At 60.7% G+C, this 25,729-nt stretch carries 7 protein-coding genes and 3 pseudogenes; 5 read left to right on the top strand and 5 right to left on the bottom strand.

The genetic code is table 11. The features are described 5' to 3' along the window. The first annotated feature begins 235 nt into the window (after positions 1-235). From AS9A_RS02260 to AS9A_RS02250, 3 genes are read left to right on the top strand one after another with little or no spacing between them, the layout of a single operon-like run. Positions 236-1,213 carry an ATP-binding cassette domain-containing protein gene (locus AS9A_RS02260; RefSeq protein WP_013805271.1) on the top strand — a complete coding sequence of 326 codons (978 nt, stop codon included), beginning with the start codon at positions 236-238 and terminating at the stop codon, positions 1,211-1,213. Beyond that, positions 1,210-2,040, top strand: a complete 831-nt coding sequence (locus AS9A_RS02255) for an ABC transporter permease (protein WP_013805270.1) — start codon at positions 1,210-1,212, stop codon at positions 2,038-2,040. Before AS9A_RS02260 ends, AS9A_RS02255 begins: the two co-directional genes overlap by 4 nt. An 8-nt stretch (positions 2,041-2,048) precedes the next feature. Further along, positions 2,049-2,882, top strand: coding sequence for an ABC transporter permease (locus tag AS9A_RS02250; protein ID WP_013805269.1), 834 nt, complete (start codon positions 2,049-2,051; stop codon positions 2,880-2,882). Positions 2,883-2,923: 41 nt separating this feature from the next. On the opposite strand, the gene AS9A_RS02245 is transcribed toward AS9A_RS02250, so the two are convergent. Beyond that, the gene (locus AS9A_RS02245) at positions 2,924-3,343 is read right to left on the bottom strand and encodes a hypothetical protein (protein WP_148262387.1); all 420 of its coding nucleotides are present in this window, start codon (positions 3,341-3,343) and stop codon (positions 2,924-2,926) included. A gap of 301 nt (positions 3,344-3,644) precedes the next feature. Then, positions 3,645-5,024 carry a wax ester/triacylglycerol synthase domain-containing protein gene (locus tag AS9A_RS02240; RefSeq protein ID WP_013805267.1) on the bottom strand — a complete coding sequence of 460 codons (1,380 nt, stop codon included), beginning with the start codon at positions 5,022-5,024 and terminating at the stop codon, positions 3,645-3,647. Between the two features lie 339 nt (positions 5,025-5,363). On the opposite strand from AS9A_RS02240, the gene AS9A_RS02235 reads away from it, so the two are divergent. Then, positions 5,364-6,779 (top strand): wax ester/triacylglycerol synthase domain-containing protein, encoded by a 1,416-nt coding sequence (locus AS9A_RS02235; RefSeq protein WP_158307338.1) that lies wholly within the window; start codon positions 5,364-5,366, stop codon positions 6,777-6,779. Positions 6,780-7,036: 257 nt separating this feature from the next. Here the strand turns inward: AS9A_RS02235 and AS9A_RS24915 are convergent, their stop codons facing one another. Continuing rightward, complete coding sequence (locus tag AS9A_RS24915; RefSeq protein WP_148262385.1) at positions 7,037-7,300, bottom strand: WS/DGAT domain-containing protein; 264 nt, start codon at positions 7,298-7,300, stop codon at positions 7,037-7,039. Between the two features lie 38 nt (positions 7,301-7,338). Then, positions 7,339-7,707: pseudogene (locus AS9A_RS24910) on the bottom strand (wax ester/triacylglycerol synthase domain-containing protein); the annotation flags it as partial. Positions 7,708-8,015: 308 nt separating this feature from the next. Between AS9A_RS24910 and AS9A_RS24510 the strand changes: the two are divergent. Continuing rightward, positions 8,016-8,204, top strand: a pseudogene (locus AS9A_RS24510) (IS1380 family transposase); the annotation flags it as partial. Positions 8,205-8,803: 599 nt separating this feature from the next. Here AS9A_RS24510 and AS9A_RS02220 read toward each other — a convergent pair. Then, positions 8,804-25,636: pseudogene (locus AS9A_RS02220) on the bottom strand (non-ribosomal peptide synthase/polyketide synthase); the annotation flags it as partial. Positions 25,637-25,729 lie beyond the last annotated feature (93 nt).

The following is a 25,729-nucleotide window of genomic DNA, read 5'->3' as shown; positions in this document are numbered from 1 at the left end:
ACTGTTGTGAATTGAGCGACAACTCATGACCGGCAAGTAACGTAGGCTCAGCGGGCTACGATAAGTCCGTTGCCTGTCCGATCAATACACCTTGAACTAGGTCTGCCGGTCAAGCAACGCGGGGTCTGCTTACCATTGGGGCGCAGGCGCCTGCCCAGCAGAATGCCGGATGGCACTCCATTCGGACACACTGTGTGGGGGTTTTGCGCCACACTGACCGCAAACAGGAGTTTGGATGCGTTCATCGCCGGAGACCGCCGTTCTCGTCGACGACGTCGTCAAGACCTTCGGTGACGTTACCGCACTGAGCGGGATCAGCTTCTCCGTCCCTAAGGGGACCGTCCTCGGCGTTCTCGGTCCTAACGGCGCCGGCAAGACCACCACTGTCAGCATTCTCTCGACCCTCCAGCGTCCCGACTTCGGCAAAGCATGGGTCGCAGGGTACGACGTGGTCGAGCAGGCCGCCCAGGTGCGCCGCTCTATCATGCTGACCGGGCAGTATGCCGCGCTCGACGAAACATTGACCGGTCGCGAGAACCTGGTGCTGTTTGGCCGGCTGATGGGACTGAACCGCAAGTCCGCCCATACACGGGCCGATCAGCTCCTCACCGCTTTCGATCTCGAACACGCAGGTAACCGCCGGGTAGGCGGTTACTCGGGTGGTATGCGCCGGCGCATCGACATCGCGTGCGGACTCGTCACCCGCCCAGAAGTGGTGTTTCTCGACGAGCCGACGACCGGTCTCGACCCGCGCAGCCGTCAGGCTGTGTGGTCACTGGTCAGTGAACTGAAGAACGAAGGCATCACCGTTCTGCTGACGACCCAGTATCTCGAAGAAGCAGACCTGCTCAGCGACAACATCATCGTGATCGACAAAGGCACTGTCATCGCCGAAGGTACTGCGAACCAGCTGAAGGAACGCACGGGCGGAACCTTCTGCGAGGTTGTACCGCTTGAGCCGAGTCAATTGCGCAAAATCCAGCTCCTGGTCGCGGATCTTTACCCTGACGGTGCTGTCCCAGGGGAGCTCCCTGAGGAGGCCGACCGGATCGCCATTCCCGCCGAGGATGGACCGGCCACGCTCAGCGAAGTGCTGCGCCGGCTTTCCGCCGAGGGAATCGAGCTTGAAGACGTGGCGCTGCGCCGCCCGTCACTCGATGACGTGTTCCTCGCCCTCACCGGTCACGGCACGGCACAGAAGGGCGGCAAATGACGTCCGGGGTCATTTCGCTGTCGCTGACGGCCAACGAAACGCTGTCGTCTAGGTCGACCGCATTGCGCCAGTGGGCTGCGCTCAGCACACGCTCGCTGCGCGAGATGGCCCGCAACGGCGACTTCATCATCGCGCTGATCACTCCCGCGATTTTCACCCTCGCCTACTACGTGCCCCTGAGGACGATGCTGGAACTGCCCACCTACATGGGTGGCGGGGGTGTGCGCAACTACGGACAGTTCGTGGTGCCGCTCATTGCGTTTGGCGCGGTTGCCCTGACGATGCAGCAGGCCGCATTGAAAGCGGCACGCGATGCCCAGCAGGGCATGACTGCACGGCTCTACACAATGCCGATACCACGTGCCGTGCCTTTGTTCTCCCGCATGACGGGACACTTCGCGCGCGCGGTAGTCGCACTTGCGGCCGCAATCGCCTACGGGCACATAATCAACTTCCGATTCGAAGGTGGCGCCCTGAACGCGGCGTTCTTCATCGTGTTCGTTCTCTTCGTGGGGTTCAGTCTGATTCTGGGTGCCGACGCGTTGGGAACCATTACTGCCAATCCGCGTGCAGTCACCCAGGCCCTCACACTCCCCATCCTGATCTTCGGGATGATGTCGACAGGACTGATTCCAGAAACAGGTTTCCCAGAGTTCGCGCAGCCGTTCGTGCGCAACCAGCCAGTATCGCAGTTTGCCGAGACTATGAGGGCCTTCGCAGGCGGAACCGCAACCTGGGACACGATTGGGCCTGGACTTGTTTGGAGTGCTGCCCTGTTCATAGCGCTTGGCGGTCTAGCCATGTGGGCAGCAGCGCGGAGGAGATGAGGACAGCGATGAACACGAACCCGCGCCCTACCGCCACAACTCAGTTCCCTGAGCTGAACTTCACGCGGTCAGAATCATCGCCAGTCACTTTCGTCAGGCAAAGCCTGCTCATGACGAAGCGCCTGTTGACCATCTGGAGCCGTGACCCGCTGACGATGGTTCAGGCTGTCGCGTACCCGGCGATCATGCTTGTGATGTTGTGGATGGTCATTGGCATCACCATGGAAGGCTTCTCGAACGAGCCGGCTGCCTACCGTTTCGCCCCCTTGATGTCACTGGTGGCGGCGATGGTGGGGTCGATTGCGGGCGTCGTTCTCGTAATCCAGGAACGCGAAAATGGCGTCCTCAGCCGGTACTGGTCGCTGCCGATTCACCGGGGAGCCGATTTAGCGGGCCGTCTCATGGCTGAGGCGGTCCGGATCGTCCTCACCACGATTTTGATTCTGATCGTTGCTTTTCCACTGGGGTTCCGCCTCAACAGTGTCACAGCAACTTTCGCATTCCTCTCCGTACCGCTGATGTTCGGTATCGGATTCGCAACGGTGGCGACAGCATGTGCGCTGATCACGACGAAGCAAACGCTGATCGCGGCGCTGCAACTGTTCATCATGTTCGGGATGTTTTTCAGCTCTGGTTTCGTACCCTTGCAGGCTTTTCCCTCATGGGCGCAGCCATTCGTGGAGAACCAGCCGCTTTCACACGCGGTGGAAGCGATGCGAGCCATCGCGCTGGGCGAAGACTTCAGCTCGCCGCTGATTCGCTGCGCGATATGGTCAGGCAGCCTGGTGGTGCTGTTCTCGGTGCCCGCGATCGTGGGTTATCGGAGATCCGCCGCAGGCTGAGTAACTTTCTGGAGGGCCAGTAAACTGGCTGTGAACTGGCTCTACATTGAGGCGACTGCGCGGGTGTAACGCTCGATATGCTCAGAGGCAGTGCCGTTTGTTTGCTGCCTCCGGACGGCGGCTGAACACAACCGCTCTTCAAAGAGCCTGAGGACGATCGCGCGACGTTCTTCGCCTACAGTTTCCTGCGTCTCTTCCGCATCGTCACCGCTCGAACCGTCGATTGAGGCGACGATGCTGCCAAGCTTCTCTGCAAGCTGTTGAGCCCCATCCTGGCCATCTGCAGCAAAGACGGTGCCAGCAACAGCGAGCAGCACAGCTGAGCTTTCGTCGATCTCGCCATCGAAGGTGCGTGACCAGATTTCGCGAGCCGCTTCAATGAGCTGGGCAAAGGTTACCTCTGCCCCTTGTTCGCCCACTGACCCTGATTTCGGCGCGACCGCCGCGGCAGTAGAGATCAAGCGGTGAAGTGTCCAAGCCCTCACTTCTTCATCCACTTGCAGACCTACCTCATTCGACCGTGCGACCGACAACGAAATTCAGCAACCAGCTTTCTCGCGAGTTCCGACATGGCAGCTCCCCGTACGCATCTCAGAGCGCGGTCGTAAACGCAAGCCGAGATGCGACGGTCAAGCACTGGTCCGAGACTACTGGCACATGTGGCTCGTGAGACCCCTGTTGTTCACACAAAGTGGTTACGAAACGAGTACGGGGAGTTACACATGCGCCCCGGTATGTGGGCGGAAGCCCACTCTCAGCAGGTCAGGCAGACAAGTCGAGAAACGCGCCCAATTCGGCCTCGAGCATTTCCTGGTAGGCGTCGCCATCACGAATAGCGGCGGAGTCGTACAGCACATTCACGGTCGCAATGTCACCGAGCGAGCTCACAGCGTGCGCAACCGGGACTCCGTCGGTAAAGGGGAAGCCAAACGACGCAACGGACTTCGCTTCACCGAAGTACATGGGCCGACTGCCGCGCGGCACATTGACCACCGCCGCGTTAACCGCGGACTTGCCGCCGGATAGCTTCGTCAGAATGTTTGGGATGAACAGGGGGGGCATTGCCTGAAGTGCCCGTTCGATCGGGACTTTTGGTCCCGATCGAAGCTTCTCCTTTACGGCGCGCGTCGACTGAACGACACAGTGGAGGCGCTCAACCGGGTCTTCGATCGCGATCCAGAAAGGCACCGCAGCCATAGTGAAGTCGTTTCCGACGAATGGGGACAGGTCGCGTTTGGCCGTCGCTACGGTAATGGCACACCTGAGGTCCTCCTGAGGTAATTCGCCAAACTTCTCCAGGTAGCGCCGCAGAGCACCACCCACGGCCGCAATAAAGACATCGTTGATGGTCGCGCCTGACACAAGAGCACGTGCTCGCTGAACCTCTGCGAGACGCACGGCGAAGGCTCGGTACCTCAGTGGCCCATTTGCCCGGTCGATGGCGGTTTCAGGTGCGGGCCCCCGCAGTGGGGGGTGCGGAGGAACATCCCCATCGGTCACCTTCTGAGACTTGCGCGCAGCAAGCGCATCCCGAACGTTTCCGGTGAAGGCGCCCAGCCGCTTCGGCAGATGCAGGAGCGCGTCCGCCAGAAGTGACGGCTGCGTCTGGTCGGCTGCAGGCACCTCACCCGCGCCAGTTCTTCCGAGACTGGGAGCATCCGGAAACAGCTGGCGCGCGAGCGCAACACTCCCCGCCCCGTCGGTGACCGCATGCTCCAGCCGTGTCACTACGCACACAATGCGCCCTGTTCCGCCAGGTACCTCTTGCACTCCGGTAATTACAGTGACGTGCCATGGCGGCAGCTCAGGATCCAGCGGCTCCTCCCTGAGTTCGGCCAGCAAGGCGCGCAACTCGTTCCAACTGCCAGATCCTGGGGCTACACGCACTTCGACGTGCCTCGACAGGTCGAAGTCGTCCACGGGCACCAAGTGACTGTTCCCGACGCCGAACGGTGTCTGCCGGACCCTTGCCCGAAAGTACGGCAAGGAAGCAAGGCGTGACTCCACGTATCGCTGGACTTCATCCACCCCTGGTGGGTCATCTCGAAACCAATAATCGAAGGCGGTCATGTTCATCATCGATGTACTGCCGACATGCTTGCCAATATGCGCGATCCATGTACCAGCGTTATCTAGTTTCACGTGTCAGTCCCGGTAGTTTTCGTTTCAGTATCTCCGCGAAGCCCCAGCGGTTCGTCCAATCACATTACGCCTGCTAATGAGTCTGCGCTGCGCCACTCCGGCGTGGCGCAGCGCGAAATCCTACTGGCGGCACTCCACATCCCGAATTCGCAGTTAGGTTGCAATTTCAATAAGAAGTGGCCAATCTTCGATCACGAGACTTTCTTGACGAGCAACGCTACAGTGCGCCAGCTCCTGGAATGCAGCACAATCCGTGTCGTGCGGTGTATCCCAGTTCGGGACCGGAACATAAGCGCAGCCGAAATGCCTGATGTACACAGAATGAACGGGAGTGCCCCTGTGCAGCAGTTGGACGAAATCAGCAGTCTGATGTTCTTGCGAGAGCGTGCCGAGTACCGTCCCCACCTGATCAGTGTGTATTTTCTCGAAGGCGGCATGACCGAATCAGCCTCATCGATTCGCGCGCATATCCTCTCCTGCCTAGCGGATAACCCCGCCTTTGCGGTTCGATTAGCAAAGGTGCCGATGCGGTTCGGCCATCCCTTTTGGGCTCCCCTCGCGGCGATTGATGCAGACACCCACATCAGATTCCGCGCAGTATCAGGCCGCGGCGACTGGCAGGCACTGCGCTCGGACCTAGTTGAGCTCCTCGAAGCTCCCATGGATCCCACACGTCCACTCTGGGAGGTGCACGTCCTCACCGGTTTCGAAGATGAGAGCGCGGCACCAGGAGGCCGAACAATTGTCGCGGTCAAGGTGCACCACGGTGTTATGGACGGTCTTGGGCTCGCGCGGTTCGCGGGGCATCTATTCACAGAGGCCGCGATGCACCCGCAGAAGGTTAATGGGACCAGGGCCAACAGTGCGCCACCAATCGACGCGCGAGTCCGGCTGAGGACCGCAGCAAGGAATGCGGCCGCGCAGTTCCTCGGCTTTCCAAGAGAATTGACGAGCCTGCGTAACCTCAAACGCCGGTACGACGCCAGCGTCGCCCGCGGTGAACGCCCAGGAATCAGGCAAACCGCCCCCGGAACGGTGTTCAATGGCCCAACTCAGGGAAGGCGAGTATTCAACGCCGCTTGGTTTCCACTCAAGGAGGTTCAAGCACTGCGGACACTAGCACCCGGAGCGACGCTGAACGATGTTGCGTTGACTGTCATAGCTGGCGCCATACGTGAATATCTCAGCTCCAAGGGCACGCTTCCTGACGAGGCCTTATTGTGCGGTGTACCGATGTCGCTGAGGAACAGCGAGGAACCCGTTCTCGGCAATACGCTCACAGGCCTGTGCGTCGATTTGCACACCAACGTCGCTGATCCCATCGACCGCCTCCACCGAATCAGCGGCTCAAGCTATTGGGAGAAGCAGCGCGTACGTGAATTCGGCGCGGTAATAGGCTCAGGCGCACTGGCTTTGAAACTTCCCCCGTTTATCCTTGATTTGATCCTCAAGGGTGAGGAAGCAGCAGCTGTCAAGGGAGAGCGCGTGACAGGGGCCAACACTGTCGTGACGAATATCCCGAGGAGCCGTCACGTACGTTACTTTGCAACGTCACGAGTTCTCAGAACGTGCGGGCTGATCTCCCTGAACCCTGGTATCGGATTGAAGCACGAGATCTCGTCCCTTGGAGATCTGGTAAGCATTTCAGTTCTGGCCAATTCGGACCAACTGGATGCTCCCGACTTCTATATTCAGTGTCTTAGCAACGAGTTCGGGCGGCTGATGAGCGCACGAGCCACAGAACCCGTGCGCTAAATCAGCTATTAGACAAACCCGGGTGATCAACGGACGGAGACACACAGCCGCCTAGATGGTCGAACTAACTACGGATTGCAGCCACGCAACCCTCGATGTTTTGAGTGCGTTCGCGTCATACAGCACACCAAGAGTGACGTAATCTTCGAATGAAGACACCTCATGGGCGAGCGTAAGTCCTCCAGAAACTGGGACGCCGTACGAGACAGTGGCCCGAGCCGACCCGAAGTACATCGGGGCGGTTCCACGTGGAGTGTTTACCAGCGAGGCATTGGCTGGACCTCTCCCGGCCCTTTCCCAAGTAGCTTGGGTATGAACATCGGTCGAACTGGCTGGAATACACGCTCGGTGGGGACCTTGGGGCCGTTCCTGACCCTTTGCTTCATCCGCTTTGTGGAGGCAGCTACTCTCGCAAGTCGTTCCCGGGAGTTTGCAACGGTTGTACAGAAAGGCACGATCGCCATCGTAAAGTTGTTTCCAAATTCTGGATAGCTACGAAATGAAGTGGCAACGGTAACCACGCACAGAAGGGTCGCATCGGGGATTTCACCCCGATCATTCAGGTAAAAGCGCAACGCTTCGCCGATCGCCGCAATAAAGACGTCATTGAATGTTGCACCTGCTTCCAGGCTCCTGATTGACTCAACGTCCGCAAGCGCGAAGCTGAGTCCCAGATAACCGAATCGGCCGCTCGCTTGCTCTGACTGAGTCCGGGGCTGGCCCGGTTATCGGTGCCGCATCTGCAGCGCCCGGCCTTGAGCCCAGTCAATACAGTGATCTGCCAAGGTGGGCGGTTCGGATCCAATTGCGCTTGGCGCAGATCTGCAACCAACTCCCATAGCTTCTCCCAATTGCCGTCTCCCAGCGCAGGCCAGAGGTCAACGTGATTCGACAGATCAAAGTTCTCGTCTGGGAGCAGCGCGCAGTTTCCGAGTCCTAGGAAAGTCTTCTAGATCCGCTTCCTAAAGTAGAGAAGGCCCTGTAGTCGATTCTTGACGTACTTTGCTTCTCCTCGTACGAAGAGGCACTGCGTCCCCTTCTCGGTACTCGAAGACCATCAGATTCGTCAGAGTTGTGCTGTCAGCAAACGGCGCCCAATGCGCAATCCACGACCCAGGATCAACGAGTCGCATTTTCAATATTTCCTCTCTCGGAACACTCACTGATTTATCTGACGCTACGGCTCCTAGGAGGTCGTGTCGGCTATTCGGATTTGAGTTGGTGGCCGCTGACAACCTGTCCGGTTGGCTCGCGGGAATGCGAGTGCTGGTCCGCAAGAAACGCCCGCATCCCAGTGCGCAGTTGCGGTTCACCGGCTGTGACGGGCACGGGCTGACCGCGTTCGCCACCAACACCAGCACAGGGCAGCTCGCCGATCTCGAGCTGCGGCACCGGCAGCGCGCCCGCTGCGAAGATCGCATCCGCACCCGAACCCCGGCAGACACACCCCAGTGTGGGGAACTACGTGACGGACGACCCCATCAACCTGGGGAATTACGTGACCGCTGACATACTCCATCGCCGCGCGGATCACCCGCCACGCCAGACGTACACGACTCAAACTCAGCGCGCACGCACCTTGGGCAGAATAGCTCACCGCAGCGCGGACCCGGCTGCAACCCGGATAACCAGCACAAACACGCAAGGCCGACACACGAAAAGACAACACCCCCGGGTCCGTGGAACCCGGAGGCACCCGATGATCAGGCGATCGCACAGACCCGATAGCCGAAGACCCGGGCTCAAACACCAATCCGGACCCCATAAGGCCACCACACCAGCCACACGAAAGATCTGGGCTAAAGGCACCAGCATCGGCATCAATGGTACGGACTGGACCTAGCTGCAAAGGACCAAGACATCTCGACCGGGGCCCGATCCGACAAGCTACCAACCGAATTGATCCGCAGTGCGGGTGCGAATCCTAACGGAGAATGTCACCGGCTGATCAAGTGCGGTCGATTACCAATCGATGCGCGACTGTCCCAGGCCGACTCTGCGCTCGCAAGCCTCCCGCGTGACGCTCACCTGAGTCCGAGTTCGATCAAGGCAACCGCTACTCGATCAAGGGCGCTTGGAGTGGTCATTTCCCAGTGCGTATGCGGTATTGAAACGTTCTGAATTCTGCCGGACACCGCGCCTGACCATGATTCGGCCCCCACGCCACCATCCTCTCGATCGTTCGCTGCCGTGATATACAGCAGATCGCCTATGAAGAGTTCAGGGCGATAATCCTTCATTGCACGCGCAGATTTCTCGGCGACGCCCAGCATCCTCTCCATGGCCTCGCGAGTCAATGGAACAAGCCCGTCTAATGATTCAATGACTTGTTCAATCGTTGTCGCAGCACCCACGACAGGCAGCTCACTCAGACCAAAGCCGCCCAAAATATCCCTGACTGAGATCTTCTCCGGACTCGCGCTATCTCGCGTGCCGCCCGCAACGCTGTCGAGCATTACAAGCATTTCTACAGTTTCATCCGACTTCTGAAGCTCAACAGCCATGGCATGCGCGATCACACCGCCTAGCGACCATCCGAGGAGCCGGTACGGCCCTTCCGGTTGCACCATGCGAATCTCCGATACGTAGCGAGCGGCAATGCCTTCGATGGAGTCAGGTACCGCCTCTTCCGACCCAGCTGCTGGGGTCTGGACACCATAGATGGGAACACCCTCAGGTAACCGACTCTGCAAGCCTGCGTAACACCAGGCGAGTCCGACGATCGGGTGGATGGCGAAAACTGGGATCCCGTCCCCTTCCGGCCTAATCGGGAATATGACGTCGACCGACGACTCCGGCGCCCCGGCGCCAGTGCGATCAAGGGCTACGGCGAGAGACTCCACCGTGGGTGAACTGAACAGCTGGCGGAGCGGCACTTCCCTTCCGAGTTCTTCAGAAAGCCGCGCGATTGCCCTGACGGCCATTAGTGAGTTGCCGCCAAGCCCAAAGAAATCGCTGGTTACACTCACGTTTTCTATGCCTAGAAGGTCAGCGAATACCCTCGCGACGGCTATTTCCTTGTCAGTTCTAGGTGCTACGTAATCCGCACTATGAGCACCAAACTCCGGATCTGGCAGTGCTTTCCGGTCGAGTTTGCCATTGATATTCAACGGCAGCGCATCCAGTTGTACGTAGTGTCCGGGAACCATGTAGCCCGGAAGGAGGCGGGCCAGCTCGTTCTGTATCTCCCTGGATTCGATTGCGTGGTCACCCACGGTATAGCCAACAAGCTGCTCCCCCGCGAAGGGACTGTGGTGCACGATCACCGCGGCCTGTTCGACACCGTTGATCGAAGTTAGGGCAGCCTCGATCTCTCCGAGTTCGATACGGAAGCCTCGCACCTTTACCTGGAAGTCCGTACGGCCGATGTACTCGAGGTTGCCCTGGCGGCTCCAGCGGACGAGATCGCCCGTGCGATACATCCGCTCACCCGGAGCACCAAATGGGTTCGCGATGAACCGTTCAGACGATAGATCCACGCGCCCAAAGTAGCCGCGCGCCAGCTGTGCACCCGCCAGATAGAGTTCTCCAGCAACCCCCGGAGGCACAGGGTTCAGTCTCGCGTCCAAAACGAACACCTGGCAGTTCGTCTCGGGAACCCCGATTGGCACTGTTCCGATCTCGGTCCCGCGGCAACGGTACGAAGTTACCGAAACGGCCGCCTCGGTAGGGCCGTACAGATTGTCGACCACCGCATCCGACACCTCCCGGAAACGTGCCAGTAAGGCTGGCGGCAACGCCTCACCAATACACAGAACTCGCCGCAAGAACGGGAGCTCAATACTCGATGCGGTCTTGTTGACGTTCACCGATATAAACGCATCTAGAAGTGAAGGAACAAAGTGTGCAACCGTTGCACGCGATTCTCGCATCAGTCGCGCGAGATACACCGGGTCTCTATGCCCTTCCGGCCCCGCGATCACAAGCCGCGCTCCTGAAGCCAGCGGCCACCAGAACTCCCATACCGACAAATCGAACGTAGCTGCGGTCTTGAGTAACAGCGCATCATCAGCGCCTATGCCGTAGGTGTGCTGTTTCCACGCGATCTGATTCACGATCGCTGAGTGCGGCACCGCCACGCCCTTCGGGCGGCCCGTCGATCCCGACGTGTAAATCACATAAGCCAGGTGATCTGGCCGCAGAGGAGTAAGCCTCTCAGATTCGAGAATCGGAGCCGAGCTAACGTCGCCCAGAGCCAGTTCATCAATATTGATTCGCCAGGTTTCCTCCGGCAACGCGACGGATTCCTTCGAGACCGACAGCACACAGCGCGGCCGTGAAGACTCCACTACATAACCAGTTCGCTCCACCGGATGATCGGGATCGATCGGCACGTAGGCACCGCCTGCCTTCACTATGGCGTACATCGCAACAAGTAAGTCCACAGACCGGCTCATCGCGAGTCCCACGTTGACCTCAGGGCCCACCCCGACCGAGATCAGGTGTCTGGCAAGTTTGTTCACCCGCGCTGCGAAATCACCATAACTGAGCGTCTGTTCTTCAAACTGCACAGCAAGCGCATCGGGTGCAGAATCAACACACTGGTCAAAGAAGTCCGTCAGAACGCCCGGGCGCTTTGGCCGATCCGTTGAATTGAGTTCCCTTACAACCCACAGGCGCTCCGCGTCATCCATAACGGGGGCGTCACCCACGACAAGACCTGGATCAGCAGTAAAGGCCTCCGCGAGCTGGACAAACCGGTCCGCGATGCCAGCAACTGTTTCGCGAACAAACAGATCGGTTGCATACACAACCCGGACAGTAATTCCCGCTGGCCTGCCATCATCGCCGAACTTCTCAGCGAGAATAAAATTCAGATCATACTGCGCGACCTTGGTATCTACCATCAATGGGGCAATTTCTAGCCCCGGGAGCTCAAAGGACGCCCGTTCCATATTCTGGAATGAGAATCCCACCTGCGTCAGCGGCGCGTACGCCGTTGACCTCACCGGGTTCAATGACTCTACTAGCTGTTCGAAGGGCACATCTGCATGTGCGAATGCGTCAATGTCCGCGGTCCGCACCTGACCGAGCATTCGCTCGAATGACGAACCGCTTTCCACCCGCGAACGTAGAACGAGCGTATTCACGAACATACCGATCAGATCGTCGAGTTTGCGATCACCTCTGCCAGCGATCGGCGTCGCCACCGCGATATCCTCACTGCCAGTAATCCGTGAAAGCAGCACCGCGTAAACGCTTTGCGCGACCATAAACGGCGTAACGCCAGACGCGCGCGCAAGACCAATCAGCCGTTCATGCAACTCAGGGCTGACTTCAAAGAGGAACCCGTCCCCTCGCATGCTCTGTACCGGTGGCCTTGGCTTGTCGGTCGGCAACTCGAGGACGTCAGGAAGACCGGAGAGCGTCCGCTTCCAGAATTCGATCTGCGACGCGGCAAGTGAATCCGGGTTCCGCTCATCACCGAGCAACTCGCGCTGCCATATCGCGTAATCCGCATACTGGATCTCCAGCTTCTCCCAGCCGGGACCTTGGTTGTTCAGCCGCGAGTTGTACGCCACCATGACGTCACGGGCCAACGGCGCCATCGAACTGCCGTCGGAACACACATGGTGCATCACGACAACCAGAAGATGCTCCCGCTCACTAACAGAGAACAGCGCGGCACGGACCGGGACCTCGTGAGCGGCATCAAAACCCCGTGTGCCGAACTCCGCTGCTTTGATCTCCAGGTCCTCCTCTGGCCCAACTGAGAACCTGTCGAGCGACAGTCCCGCTTCGTCTGCGGACAGAATTTGTTGTTCCGGACCGTCCGGTGTCGATGGGTACACCGTCCGCAACGACTCATGCCGTTCCACCACGTCAGCGAACGCCATCTGCAAGGCTTCAGCATCAAGCTGACCCGTCAATCGCAACGCAAGAGGAATGTTGTACGCCGGCGAGGAAGTGTCGAACTGATTCAGGAACCACATTCTCTGCTGGGCCAGCGACAACGGGATCGCACCCTCACGCTGACGTGCTACCAACGGAACGTCCCGCGAAGTCCCGGCCGCATGCTCGACCGACTCGGCAAGCGCTTCGATCGTCGGGTTCTCAAAAAGGACCCGGACCCCCAGGCTGGACCCCAGTACAGAATTCAACCGTGCGATCACACGCGTCGCATGGAGCGAATTACCGCCGAGCTCAAAGAAGCTCGCGACGACGCTCGCGTGCTTGATTCCAAGCACGTCCTCAACTACGCCTGCGACAATCTCCTCCATCGGATTCCGCGGTGCGACGTATTCGCCTGCTGCGCCGCCGGTCTCCGGGTCAGGCAGAGCTGCGCGGTCGAGCTTGCCGTTCGCGGTCAGCGGCAGCGCGTCGAGGACGACGACCGCAGCAGGCACCATGTGCGCGGGAAGGTGCTTACCGGCCTCATGGAGCAGACTCGGTCCGTCTAATTCAGCGCCGCTTTCCGCCACCACATAGCCGATCAGCCGCTCCCCCAGCAGCTCATGTTCCTTGACGAGGACGACCGCTTGCGCCGCCCCCGGATGCCGGCCCAGCACCGCCTCGATCTCTCCGAGCTCAATCCGGAAGCCACGCAGCTGCACCTGGAAATCTGACCGCCCGAAATACTCGAGTTCGCCGTCACGGTTCCAGCGCCCGACATCACCCGTGCGATACATCCGCTCACCGGGCACGCCGAACGGATTTGCCACAAACCTGGAGAACGACAGATCCGGCCTGCCTAGATAGCCGCGAGAAAGCTGCGGACCAGCGACATACAACTCGCCTGTCGCGCCGACCGGCATCGGCCGCAGTCTCTCATCCAGCACGTACACGCTCAGCCCCGGGATCGCGCGGCCAATCACCGACGCGGACGCACGCGCAGCGAACTCACGGTCAAGCTCTCGGTAAGTGACGTGCACCGTCGTCTCGGTGATGCCATACATGTTCACCAGCCGCGGAGCATCCTCCGGATGCCGCTCATACCACCGCTCCAGCTGCGACAGATCCAGAGCTTCGCCACCGAAGATGACGTATCGCAGGCTCAAGTCAGCGCCGCCCACCTCACGATCAGCCTCAACAAGCTGGTAGAACGCCGTCGGAGTCTGGTTCAGGACAGTCACACCCTCGGCAGCCAGCAGAGCAAGGAAGTCCCCTGGCGAACGTGACGTCAGGTAGTCGACAACGACAACCGAGCCGCCGTACAACAACGCACCCCAGATCTCCCACACCGAGAAATCGAACGCATACGAGTGGAACAGCGTCCACACATCCGACTCATCGAAACCGAACAGCGCTTCCGTGTTCGCCATCAGCGACGTAACCGTGAAGTGCGTGACTGCTACGCCCTTCGGTTTACCCGTAGAACCCGATGTGTAAATCACATACGCGACATTGTCTGGCCGCAGCTCACCGCGACGCTCAGCATCCGATAACGGGCCATCATCGAAGCTGTCCAGTTCCAGCCTGACTCGGTCATCGTCAAGAACCAGCAGTTCGTGCCCCGCGGGCAACGCACCCTGCTCCCCCGATGTCGTCAGCACAACAACGGGCTTCGCATCAGCAAGCGTGTACTCGATCCGCTCCGCCGGATACGAAACATCCACCGGAACATACGCTGCACCGGACTTCAGCACGCCTATTATCGCGACCAGCAACTCATTCGACCGCGCGGTTGCCACCGCCACCAACGACTCCGGGCCCGCCCCGCGGGACACCAGCAACCGGGCCAGCTCATTCGACCTGGCATCGAGCTCGCGATACGACAGACTGGCAGCACCCGACCGCACAGCAATACTGCCCGGCACTCGTCGAGCCTGCGCCTCAAACAGCGACACCAACGTTGAGCCAGCGGCTGCTCCAGGACCATCAGCGTTCCAGCCATGCAGTACCAGCTCCCGCTCCGCGGGATCGAGAAGATCGATTGAACCCACGGGTTTGGCCGCATCGGCGGCGACAGTTATCAATAGCCGCTCGAGTTTGTCAATCAGTCCACTGACTGTTTCAGCATCAAACAGGGACGGGAAATACTTCAGCTTCAGCCGCAAATTCGGCTCCGTGAACGCCAGTAGCGTCAGCGGGTAGTGCGTCGCGTCGCTGCCCTCAGCGCCTAGGAGCCGCATCCCCGCGAGATCCGTCGCGGAGTCCCCTGCCTGGTCGACTGGATAGGATTCAAAGACCGCCAGCGTGTCGAACACCGCTCCGGCGCCAGCGGCCTTCTGAATCTCGGTTAGACCGATGAACTGGTGGTCGACGAGTTCGCTCTGCTCGCGCTGCAACCTCGTGATGAGGGCTTCAAAACTGTCGTCTTCATCAAAGTGAACCCGCACCGGCAACGTGTTGATGAACAATCCGATCATCTGCTCGATCCCAGCGACCTGCGGCGGGCGACCAGACACCGTCGCGCCGAACACGACATCCCGCCGGCCCAGCTGCCGGCCCAGCAAGATGCCCCATGCTCCCTGCACGGTCGTGTTCAGTGTGACGCCCGAACGGCTCGCGAGCCCAGTCAGGGCGCTCGTTAGCTCATCGGAAAGTCCGCGGGTGACCTCGGCAGGCTCACCGTGGTCGCCTTCCTGCACCTGCGGCGCGACAACCGTCGGAGTATCGGTCTCGCGCAGCGCGGTCTCCCACACCTTCAGTGAATGCGCGTGGTCCTGGCGGTTCAGCCACTCAAGGAATCTCTTGTAATCCTGCACCGCCGGCATATGGGTGGTGTCACCGTCGAGTACGTACAGGGTGAGCAACTCTTTCAGCAAGAGCGGCATCGACCAGCCATCCAGCAAAATGTGATGGTTCGTCACTAGCAGCTCGTACTCATCGGCGGCAACCGCTATCAAGTGCATACGCAGCAATGGCGGCGATTCCATCGCGAAGCCGGTTGCGCCATCAACGGCGACAAGGCGGTCCCGCTCCGCTGCACGGGCAGCCGGATCGAGTGTCGTGAGGTCCGTGCAGGTCCAGGGCAGTTCAGCACGCTGCGGAACCACTTGCACCGCATCCCCATCCGAGGTGTGAATGAACGCGGCACGCAAGTTCGGATGGCGGTCCACTAGTGCTTGCCCAGCCCGGCGCATGCGCTCGGGGTCAACCGTGCCACCGAGCTTCAGCCGCGTTGGTGTCGTGTAAACATCACGGCCGTCGCCGACAAGAAGCGCGTGGAACATCAAGCCGCTCTGCAACGGCGTCAGCGGCCAGATTTCCTCGACACCGGCAAACCGGGATTCGATGGTCTCGATCTGCGGCTGAGAAACACCGGGTATGAGCAAATCTGACGGAGTAAGTCCTCCCGCATGTTCAGATTCGGCGTGGCGGCTGAGGTCATCGAGCGCCTCGACCCACAGGTCCGCAAGTTCCGCGACCTCAGGCTCGCTCAGCACGCCCGATGCGTAGGCGAACGCGGCTTTCAACGCAGGCCCAGCCGCACCGTCTGTGACAGTCGCGCTGATGCTCAATGCAGATGTGACTGGCATCGTGGCGTCAGGCTCGGTGGTGAGTTCGATGTCCCCATCAGGGATCCATGAAACGTCGTCAAGTTCCATGCCCTCGGTGCTGCCGAAGCGACCTAGGTAGTTGAACGCGATCTGCGGCTCATTGAACTGGGCGAGTTCTCCGCGTGTCTCCGCGTTGAGGTAGCGGAGCATGCCGTAGCTCATGCCCTTGTGTGGGAGCGCGCGAAGTTGCTCCTTCACCGCTTTGATCGCCGAGCTCGCGGCTTCCGCGTTCGCCGCCACCGCGTCGACATCGATTCGCTCTGTGCTCAGCCGCACCGGATACATGCTGGTGAACCAGCCGACCGTCCGGTTCAGGTCCGCGCCCGGCAGAATCTCTTCTTCCCGGCCGTGACCTTCCAGTGCCACCAGCACCGACGACTCGTCAATACCGCGGCGCTGACGCCAGCGCCGTACCGCAACAGCGAGCGCAGTCAGCAAACCGTCGTTGACGCCACCGCGGTACTTTGCGGGCAGCGTGGTCAGCAACGATTCCGTGGACTGTTCATTCAGTTCGACGGAGACCCGCTGTACTGAGGGCATGAAGTCCTGCTGAGGATCCAGCTCCCGCGAACCAAGCTGAGGATCCGGGCCCTGCAGCACATCCCGCCAGAACGGGAGGTCTGCGCTGATCGCAGCGTCCGCAGCGCGCTCCGCGATCCCGTGCGACCAGCGCCGCAGGGATGTACCGGCCGGCTGCAGCGTCACCGCTGAACCGCTGCTGGCCTGCGCCCCCGCGACAGCGAAGTCGGGAACGAGCACGCGCCAGGAGACCCCGTCAACAGCAAGATGGTTGATCGCAACGATGAGGCGGCCGTCGGCGCCCCCAGCTGAATCGGCCTGTGAATCCGCCCGTGAATCACTGTGTACCCACACGAATTGCGCCATCCGGGCGTTCGCCGGATCAAGGCTTTCGACTGCAGCGCTAAACGCATCCGCGACTACTGCGGCGAGTGCAGCGTTATCCGCAAGCGTTTCCGCGGGCACCACACGCTCAGTCAGGATGTCGGACGCGCGAACGTCACCTGCCTCGAGTACTTCGAATTCGACCGAATCAGCGGTGATTTCACACCGTGACCGCAGCGCGTCGTGGGTGTCGATGACTGCCTGAATGACGGTGAGGATAGTGTCGCGATCCACGCGGCCGGGCACCCTGAGTAACACCGACTGCTGGAAGCGGTCATAACTGCCGGACGACCCGACAAGCTCGCGCAGCCACTCAACGATTGGCAGTGCTACGACCTCGCCGACGCCACCGCCAGGCATTTCAGCGAGCACCTCAGCTTCGGCACCACTGAGGGCAACGCGTGCGAGCCCAGCGACGCTGCGCTGTTCGAATACGTCGCGGGCGCGGATCACGATTCCTTCAGTTTTGGCTCGCGAAACCAGCTGAATCGACATGATGCTGTCGCCGCCAAGCGCAAAAAACGACTCATTGACGCTGACCTGCGCCACCCCAAGCACGTCCGCAAAGATCCGCGCAAGCTTCTCCTCGAGTTCCGTCTGAGGTTCGACGAACTCGTGCTCCGACGACGCGAATACCGGCTCAGGAAGGGCTTTACGGTCGAGCTTTCCCACCGGTGTGAGCGGAACCGAACCGATGGTCATGATGACCGAGGGCACCATGTACTCCGGCAGCGAGGAGCTTACAAACTCGCGCAGCGCAGCCTCATCGACCGTGCTCGCTGCGTCAGGGATCACATAGGAGACGAGTACCGTCTGACCGGATTCGCGCTTGTGCCCCACCGTCACCGACGTGGAAACATTGTCGTGCTGTGACAGGGCAGCGTCGATCTCGCCCAGTTCGATCCGGAAACCGCGCACCTTCACCTGGAAGTCGGTACGGCCAACGAACTCGATTGTTCCCGTTTTGGCCCAGCGAACAAGATCGCCGGTGCGATACATACGGGTTCCGGGCGCGCCGAACGGCGCGGCCACGAAACGGTCGGCTGTGAGTTCAGGGCGGCCGTGGTAGCCGAGCGCAATACCTTCGCCAAGCAGGTACAACTCTCCCGGAACACCCACGGGAACGGGCTTCAGCCGTGCGTCCAGAACGACGATGGAGGTTCCTTGAATTGGCCCACCGATATCGATCGGTTCACCGGCGGAAAGCCGACTGCCCAGACACCACACGGTGGCTTCAGTCGGTCCGTAGAGGTTGAACATCATCCGGTCGCCGGCCCAGCGGCTGACCAGTTCCGGCGGGCACGCTTCGCCGCCCACAGCAACCATTTCAAGGTCGGTGATCCCCGCCGGGCTCACCGACATGAGTGCAGCTGGAGTCACGAAGGCGTGCGTCACGTGTTCGCTGATGAGCAGTTCCGCGAGTTCGTCGCCACCGAAGATGCCCGGCTGGGCGATGACCGTCGTAGCGCCTGCACCGAGCGCCATCAACTGTTCAAGTATCGACGCATCGAAGCTCGGGGAGGCAAAGAAGAGCACACGAGAGGTCGGCACGATGCCAAACCTGTCGCGCTGCTCGTGTGACACGGCCGCGAGACCGCGGTGCGGAACCACGACACCCTTCGGCAAACCTGTCGACCCGGAGGTGTAAATAATGTATGCAGGCTGATCCAAAGCAGCCTGCCCACCGTGCTCAATCTCCAGCACTGGGTGCGCCGATGCGGCCTCCACCTGCGACCGGAACGCAGTGTCGTCGAGTGCGGCCCAGTGGATTCCACTCGGCAGAGCACTGACGTGGGCGGTCATCGTGAGGCCGACTGTGATTCCACTGTCGGCAACCATATGCTCAATGCGATCGGCCGGGTAGTTCGGATCGATTGGGAGAAAAGCGGCACCGGTCTTAACGATTGCCCACGTGGCCGCGATCGACTCGAGCGAGCGCGTGATCGCCAGCCCAATCGCGTCGCCGCGACGAACACCAGTTGTAAGAAGCGCCCTGGCGATTCGGTTCGAGTATTCATCGAGCTCGCGATAGGTGACCGACCTTTCACCGTCGACTACAGCCGTGCCAGAAGGATTCAGTGCGACGGCGTGCTCGATGATCTCCGCGAAGCGCAGCGCGGCAGGTGGTTTCGCTCCCGCAGCGGGCGTAAGCCCAGCGAGTTCGTCAGTGCCGAGCAGTTCGATGTCACCCACCGCGATTGACGGGTCTGCCGTTATCGCCTCGAGGATTCTCGTGAAGCGCTGGGAAAAATCCCTCACCGTCGGCTCGTCGAAGAGATCGGTGGCATACGTGAAGACAGCGTGCATGCCGCCACCTTTGGCACCCTCCCCGCCACGTTCAGCCAGTGTGAGCTGCAGGTCGAATTTCGAGACTGCTAAGTCATCCGCCATTCCGTCGATACGGAGGCCAGCGAGTTCGAGGTGCGCCTGCGCGATGTTCTGGAACGCGAGTACAACCTGGAAGAGTGGTGAATGCGACGTTGCGCGCTCAGGGCTGAGCACGTCCACGAGTCGCTCGAATGGCACATCGGTGTGCATGAACGCTTCGAGGTCCGCCTGCCGGACGGATTCAAGCAGTTCGACAAAAGAGGTGCCCGGCTCGACAAGTGTGCGGAGAACAAGCGTGTTCACGAACATGCCAACGAGGTCGTCGAGGGCCGCTTCACCGCGACCTTCGATCGGGGTTCCGATCGCGATGTCATCACTACTTGAAATGCGGGACAGCAATACCGCGAGCGCTCCGTGCGCGACCATGAAGAGCGTGACGCCCTGCTGCTGAGCAAGCACAGTGAGCGCCTTGACCAGGTCGTCACTGATGTCGAACTCAAAGTTCGCGCCCCGCATCGACTGCACCGGCGGACGCGGGTGGTCAGTTGGCAGTTCGATCACGTCAGGCAATCCCGCGAGCGTGCGGGTCCAGTATTCGAGCTGCTGCGCCGCGATGCTGTCCGGGTCAGCTTCATCACCAAGGACCTCGCGCTGCCATAACGCGAAGTCAGCGTATTGCACGTCAAGCGGCTTCCAGCCGGGTTCCTCTCCCGCGGTGCGAGCGCTGTACGCCACCATGATGTCGCGCGCGAGGGGCGCGATCGAGGCGCCGTCGGCGGAGATATGGTGAACGACCACCGCGAGCACGTGCTCTCCCGGTGCTGCACGCCACAATGAAGCCCGAATCGGAGGCGCCACCGAAACGTCGAAGCCCTGGTTGACGAAGTCAACAACTCGGGACCGCAGTTCGTCAGCGCCCACTTCTGTGACAACCAGACTGGACGCGAATTCGCTCATTGGCAGGACCACTTGGCGGGGACCCTCATCACCACCCGGATACACGGTGCGCAATGACTCGTGTCGGTCGAGCACATCACGGAACGCCGCCGACAGCGCGTCCATGTCGAGGTCACCTGAAAGCCGAAGCACCATGGGGATGTTGTAGGCGGGCGACGCAGTATCGAACTGGTTGATAAACCACATGCGCTGCTGTGCGAGTGAAAGCGGAACGACCGCCGGACGCTCGCGGCGTGTGAGGGCGGGTCGCGGCGCAGTACCTGCGGATTGCTCCGCATGCTGAGCCAGCGCAGCTATCGTCGGATAGTCGAACAGGGCGCGCACCCCGAGGTTCACTTGCAGCGCCGAGTTGATGCGCGCGATCACTCGCGTTCCGAGCAATGAGTTTCCACCGAGATCAAAGAATCCCGCGGTGACGCTCGCTTCGGGCAGCCCAAGAACCTCGCAGTAAACCCCGGCGATGATCTCTTCTACCGGGTCGCGCGGTGCCACGAACTCGCCTGTCGCCGCCCCGATCTCTGGAGCTGGCAGAGCCTTCCGATCGAGTTTGCCGTTCGCGTTCAGCGGCATCTCATCGAGTTGCACGAATAGCGACGGAACCATGTATGCAGGCAGGTCCCGGCCTAGCTGAGCCTTTGCACTGCCTGTGTCGAAATCTCCGCGGGCTACGACGTAGCCAACGATCTGATCTCCGGTCGGCGCATCGGAGTGCACAATGACGGCCGCCTGGGCCACCGATTCGAGGCGGGCGAGCGCGTTCTCGATCTCACCGAGTTCAATACGGAAGCCACGGACCTTCACCTGGAAGTCGGAGCGCCCAACATATTCGAGGTGTCCTTCCCGATTCCATCGGGCGAGGTCACCGGTGCGGTAGAGACGCTCTCCACGCCCGCTGAAGGGGTTTGCGATAAATCGTTCAGCGGTGAGGTCGGGCCGACCGTAATACCCACGGGCAAGCTGGGTGCCCGCAAGATAAAGCTCACCAGCAACACCGGGGGGAACTGGGCTGAGACGCCGATCAAGGACGTACACCTGGCTGTTTGTTTCTGGCGCGCCGATCGGCACCGCACCCTGTTCGTCACCGGTACAGCGATAGGACGTGATCGAAACCGCAGCTTCCGTCGGGCCGTACAGGTTCTCAATCGGGACGTCAGCGGTCGTTGTCCACTTGTGGACCAGCGCAGCTGGCAGCGCCTCGCCGATGCACAGGACGTAGCGCAGCGAGTCGATCGCGCGGACGCCCTCGTCACCGTTCACTGCAACAAATGTGTCCAGCAGAGAGGGCACGAAATGGGCCACGGTGGCTTTGCGCTCGCTCATCAACCGACCGAGATACGCCGGATCACGATGTCCGTCCGGGTCAGCAATAACAAGCCGCGCACCGGACGCCAGCGGCCACCAGAACTCCCAGACCGAAAGGTCAAATGTTGCTGGCGTTTTGAGAACGAGCGCGTCGTCTCGACTCAGCGGATACGCGGTCTGCTTCCAGGCAATCTGGTTGACTACCGCTTTGTGCGGCAGTGCAACCCCTTTCGGACGCCCAGTCGAGCCGGACGTGTAGATGACGTACGCGAGGTTCGACGAACTAAGCGGTTCACGGCGATCTACCTGGGTGATGGGCGATGCACTGAACTGCTCCAGATCAAGAGCATCGATGTCGAGCCGGCGTACCCCAGCGGGAAGCGTCACCTCTTCGCCTGCGACTGACAGCACGAACAGCGGCCGTCCTGACTCGACGACGTAGGCGGTGCGATCAGCGGGGTGCTCAGGGTCGATAGGCAGGTATGCCCCGCCAGCCTTGACGATCGCGTACATGCCCACGAGCAGTTCGAAAGAACGACGAGCCGCAAGCCCTACGACGACATCGGGTCCGACACCCTCGGCGATGAGCTTTCGGGCCAGCTGATTTACGCGAGCATCGAACTCACCGTATGTGAGTGCCGCACCTGCGAATTCGAGTGCAACTGCGTCAGAGCTCTCCGCGACTCGTGCATCGAGAAAGTCGGTGAGCACGCCTTCTGGCTCGTGGCCCGACGTGGCGGTGAGTTCACGAAGCACATAGTTTCGCTCCGCTGCAGACAGAATGTCCACCTCGAGAACTGGGACATCCGGATTGTCGACGATTGCTTCCACAACCTTGAGCAGGCGGTTCGCGAACTCACGCACCGTGTCATGCTCGAATAGGTCGAGCGCGTAGGTGAAACCCGCGTTCAGGCCTGCCGGCTGGCCCATCTCGTCCAGGTTCTCGCTGGCGTGCAGGTGCAGGTCGTACTGTGCCACTTCGGTATCCACACCAAGCGGCTCGATTGTCAGACCCGGCAGTTCGAACGATGGCTTCTCGAGGTTCTGGTAGGAGAAGCCGACTTGCGCGAGCGGTGCATACGCGGTGGACCGTGTCGGGTTGATGACCTCGACCAGCTGTTCAAACGGAACGTCCGCGTGTGCGAACGCCTCCAGGTCGGTGTCGCGGGTTTCGCGCAGCAACTCGGAAAATGTGGCCTCGTCGCTCACCCTAGTGCGCAGCACCAGCGTGTTGACGAACATGCCGATGAGGTCGTCAAGCGCCCTGCTCCCCCGGCCTGCGATTGGGGTGCCCACTGAAACATCGCCTGTGCCAGTCAAACGCGCAAGAAGTACGGCAAACGCGCTGTGCAGCGCCATGAAGACGGTCGCACTGTTCTGGCTCGCGACGCGCGCGAGCTTTGCGTGCAAGTCCGGACCGATGTCAAACAACACCTTGCCGCCGTGCAGTGTTTGCGAGGCTGGACGAGGCTTGTCAGTGGGGAGTTCCAGCAAGTCAGGCTGATCTGCAAGCTGCTTCTGCCAGTACGCCAGTTGCCGGGCCGCCAGCGAAGCCGGATCGCCCTCATCGCCCAGAACCTCACGCTGCCATAGAGCGTAGTCTGCGTACTGGATTTCGAGCGGGCCCCAGCCCGGGTCGGTGCCCGAGATTCGGGCCACGTACGCCGTGATTACGTCCTTGGCCAGCGGAACGAGCGAGCTGCCGTCCGCCGCGACGTGGTGCATCACCACGACAAGGATGTGCTCATTTCCGGAAAGCGCGAGAAGTGCACCCCGAATAGGCAGTTCAACACTGACGTCGAAACCTCGCGTACCGAATGCCGCAGCTTTGGCGGTCGCATCTGCTTCACTCTCCGCTGCGATCACGTTGAGCGTGACATCGGCTTCGGCAGCGGGGAGGATGCGCTGCACAGGGCCGTCAGCAGTGCCCGGGTAGATAGTGCGCAGCGACTCGTGCCGCTCAATCACATCCGCGAAGGCCTGGCGCATCGCATCAGCGTTCACGGACCCTGTGAGGCGCAGCGCAAGCGGAATGTTGTAAGCAGCGGACTCCGGCTCGAACTGGTTGATAAACCACATGCGTTGCTGCGCGAGGGAGAGAGGGATGGTCTCGGGTCGTGGCCGCGCTGTGAGCGGCACCCGCTGGGTGATCTGATGTTCAGGAACGTCAATGAGTTCGGCGAGCGCCGCGATCGTCGGGGTTTCGAAGAGCTGGCGAACAATGATGTCCGTGCCCATCGACTCGTTCACGCGCGCGATCACCCGGGTCGCCATCAATGAGTTGCCGCCGAGTTCGAAGAACGACTCCTGCGTACTGACCCGCTCGAGCCCGAGTACCTCCGCGAAGATCGCGGCGATCTGTTCTTCAACCGCATTCTCCGGCGCGACGTATTCGCGCTCGCCCCCAGACAGGTCAGGGACCGGTAGCGCGCGCCGGTCCACCTTGCCTTGCGGCGTGAGTGGCACCTCGTCGATCGGTACAACAACACTAGGCACCATGTAGCCCGGAAGGCTCTTGCTCGCGTGGCCCAGCAACTCGTCCGTGTCGGCCGTCGCACCCTCATTCTGCTGGATGTACGCCACCAGGATGTTCTCGCCCGCTGGTGATTTGTGGGCCAGCGTGATCGCAAACCGCACATCGGAATGCGAACGCAGCGATGCATCGATCTCACCGAGTTCGATGCGGTAACCACGCACCTTGACCTGGAAGTCGGAGCGGCCAATGTAATCGAGCTGCTTATCGCTCGTCCACCGCACTAGATCGCCTGTGCGGTACATTCTTTCGCCGGGCTTCCCGAACGGATTTGCGACGAACCTGTCCGCTGTCAGCGAGTTTCGCGCGTGGTAACCGCGGGACACACCAGGTCCAGCGATATAGAGCTCGCCGGTGGTCCCCGAGGGGACCGGCTTTAGCCTGGAATCAAGCACCATCGCGGTTGTGCCCCTGATCGGCGCCCCGATCGTGACTTTCTCCGCTGGCTGCATCGGCCCGGCGTAGGTAGCGATCACAGTCGTTTCGGTGGGGCCGTAGCCGTTGTAGAACTCACGGCCCGGCGCCCATTGCGCGACGAGTTCTGGCGGGCACGTCTCACCCCCGACGATGATCACCCGGAGTTCCGTGATCCCAGCCGGATCGACCGTTTCCAGCGCAGCTGGCGTCACGAAAGCATGCGTAAGCGCATGCTCACGTATGAAATTCGCGAGTTCCTGGCCTCCGTAGACGTCGCTGGGTGCGATCACCATCGTCGCCCCCGCCGGAATCGCGAGCAGCAGTTCGAGAATGGACGCATCGAAAATCGTCGAGGCGAAATGCAGGGACCGCGACTGCGCATCGATCCTGAACCGTTCGCGCTGTTCTGCCGCGAGTAGTGATAGCCCGAGATGCGTGACAACGACGCCCTTCGGCAGGCCCGTCGAGCCCGACGTGTAGATCATGTAGGCGGGGTTCTCCGGACGCAGCATCCCGAGGCGATCCAGGTAAGAGATGGGCGTCGGCGGATGCGTCTTGAGCTCGGCTTTGACAGCCTCATCGTCGAGTTCGATCCATGTCACTGAACCCGGCAATGCTGGCCGTGTCTCGGTCGTTGTGATACCGAAGCGCGCCCCTGAATCGGAAACGATATGCGCGATACGGCCCTCGGGTGCTGAAGGATCAACCGGCACGAAAGCGGCGCCGCTTTTCGCGATCGCCCACAGCGCGACGATCGACTCAATAGACCGGGGCAAGCCGATGACAACGAAGGATTCGGGACCGACACCTCGCGAAATCAGGAACCTCGCGAGCCGCGACGAGCGCTTATCCAGCGCCGCGTACGAGACAGTCTTCTCCCCCATGATGAGCGCGGCACCTGTCGGGTTGGCCTCTACCGCCGCCGCCATCAGCTGCGGAAGCAACTGCACACGCACATTCGGGCCAGCGCTCATCGAACCTTCCCATCTCACATAGACGGCACCACAGGGATACCGGACCGCCGTCAGCGTTTGTTACATCGTATTCACTGAACCGGCGCACGTTTC

Source organism: Hoyosella subflava DQS3-9A1, from assembly GCF_000214175.1.
Taxonomy (GTDB): domain Bacteria; phylum Actinomycetota; class Actinomycetes; order Mycobacteriales; family Mycobacteriaceae; genus Hoyosella; species Hoyosella subflava.
Note: the sequence above shows the minus strand (reverse complement) of the source record. Positions and strands in the feature narration are given on the sequence as shown.

Coding starts and splice junctions, on each gene's coding strand:
- AS9A_RS02260 (WP_013805271.1), top strand. CDS start 236: ATGCGTTCATCGCCGGAGACCGCCGTTCTCGTCGACGACGTCGTCAAG.
- AS9A_RS02255 (WP_013805270.1), top strand. CDS start 1,210: ATGACGTCCGGGGTCATTTCGCTGTCGCTGACGGCCAACGAAACGCTG.
- AS9A_RS02250 (WP_013805269.1), top strand. CDS start 2,049: ATGAACACGAACCCGCGCCCTACCGCCACAACTCAGTTCCCTGAGCTG.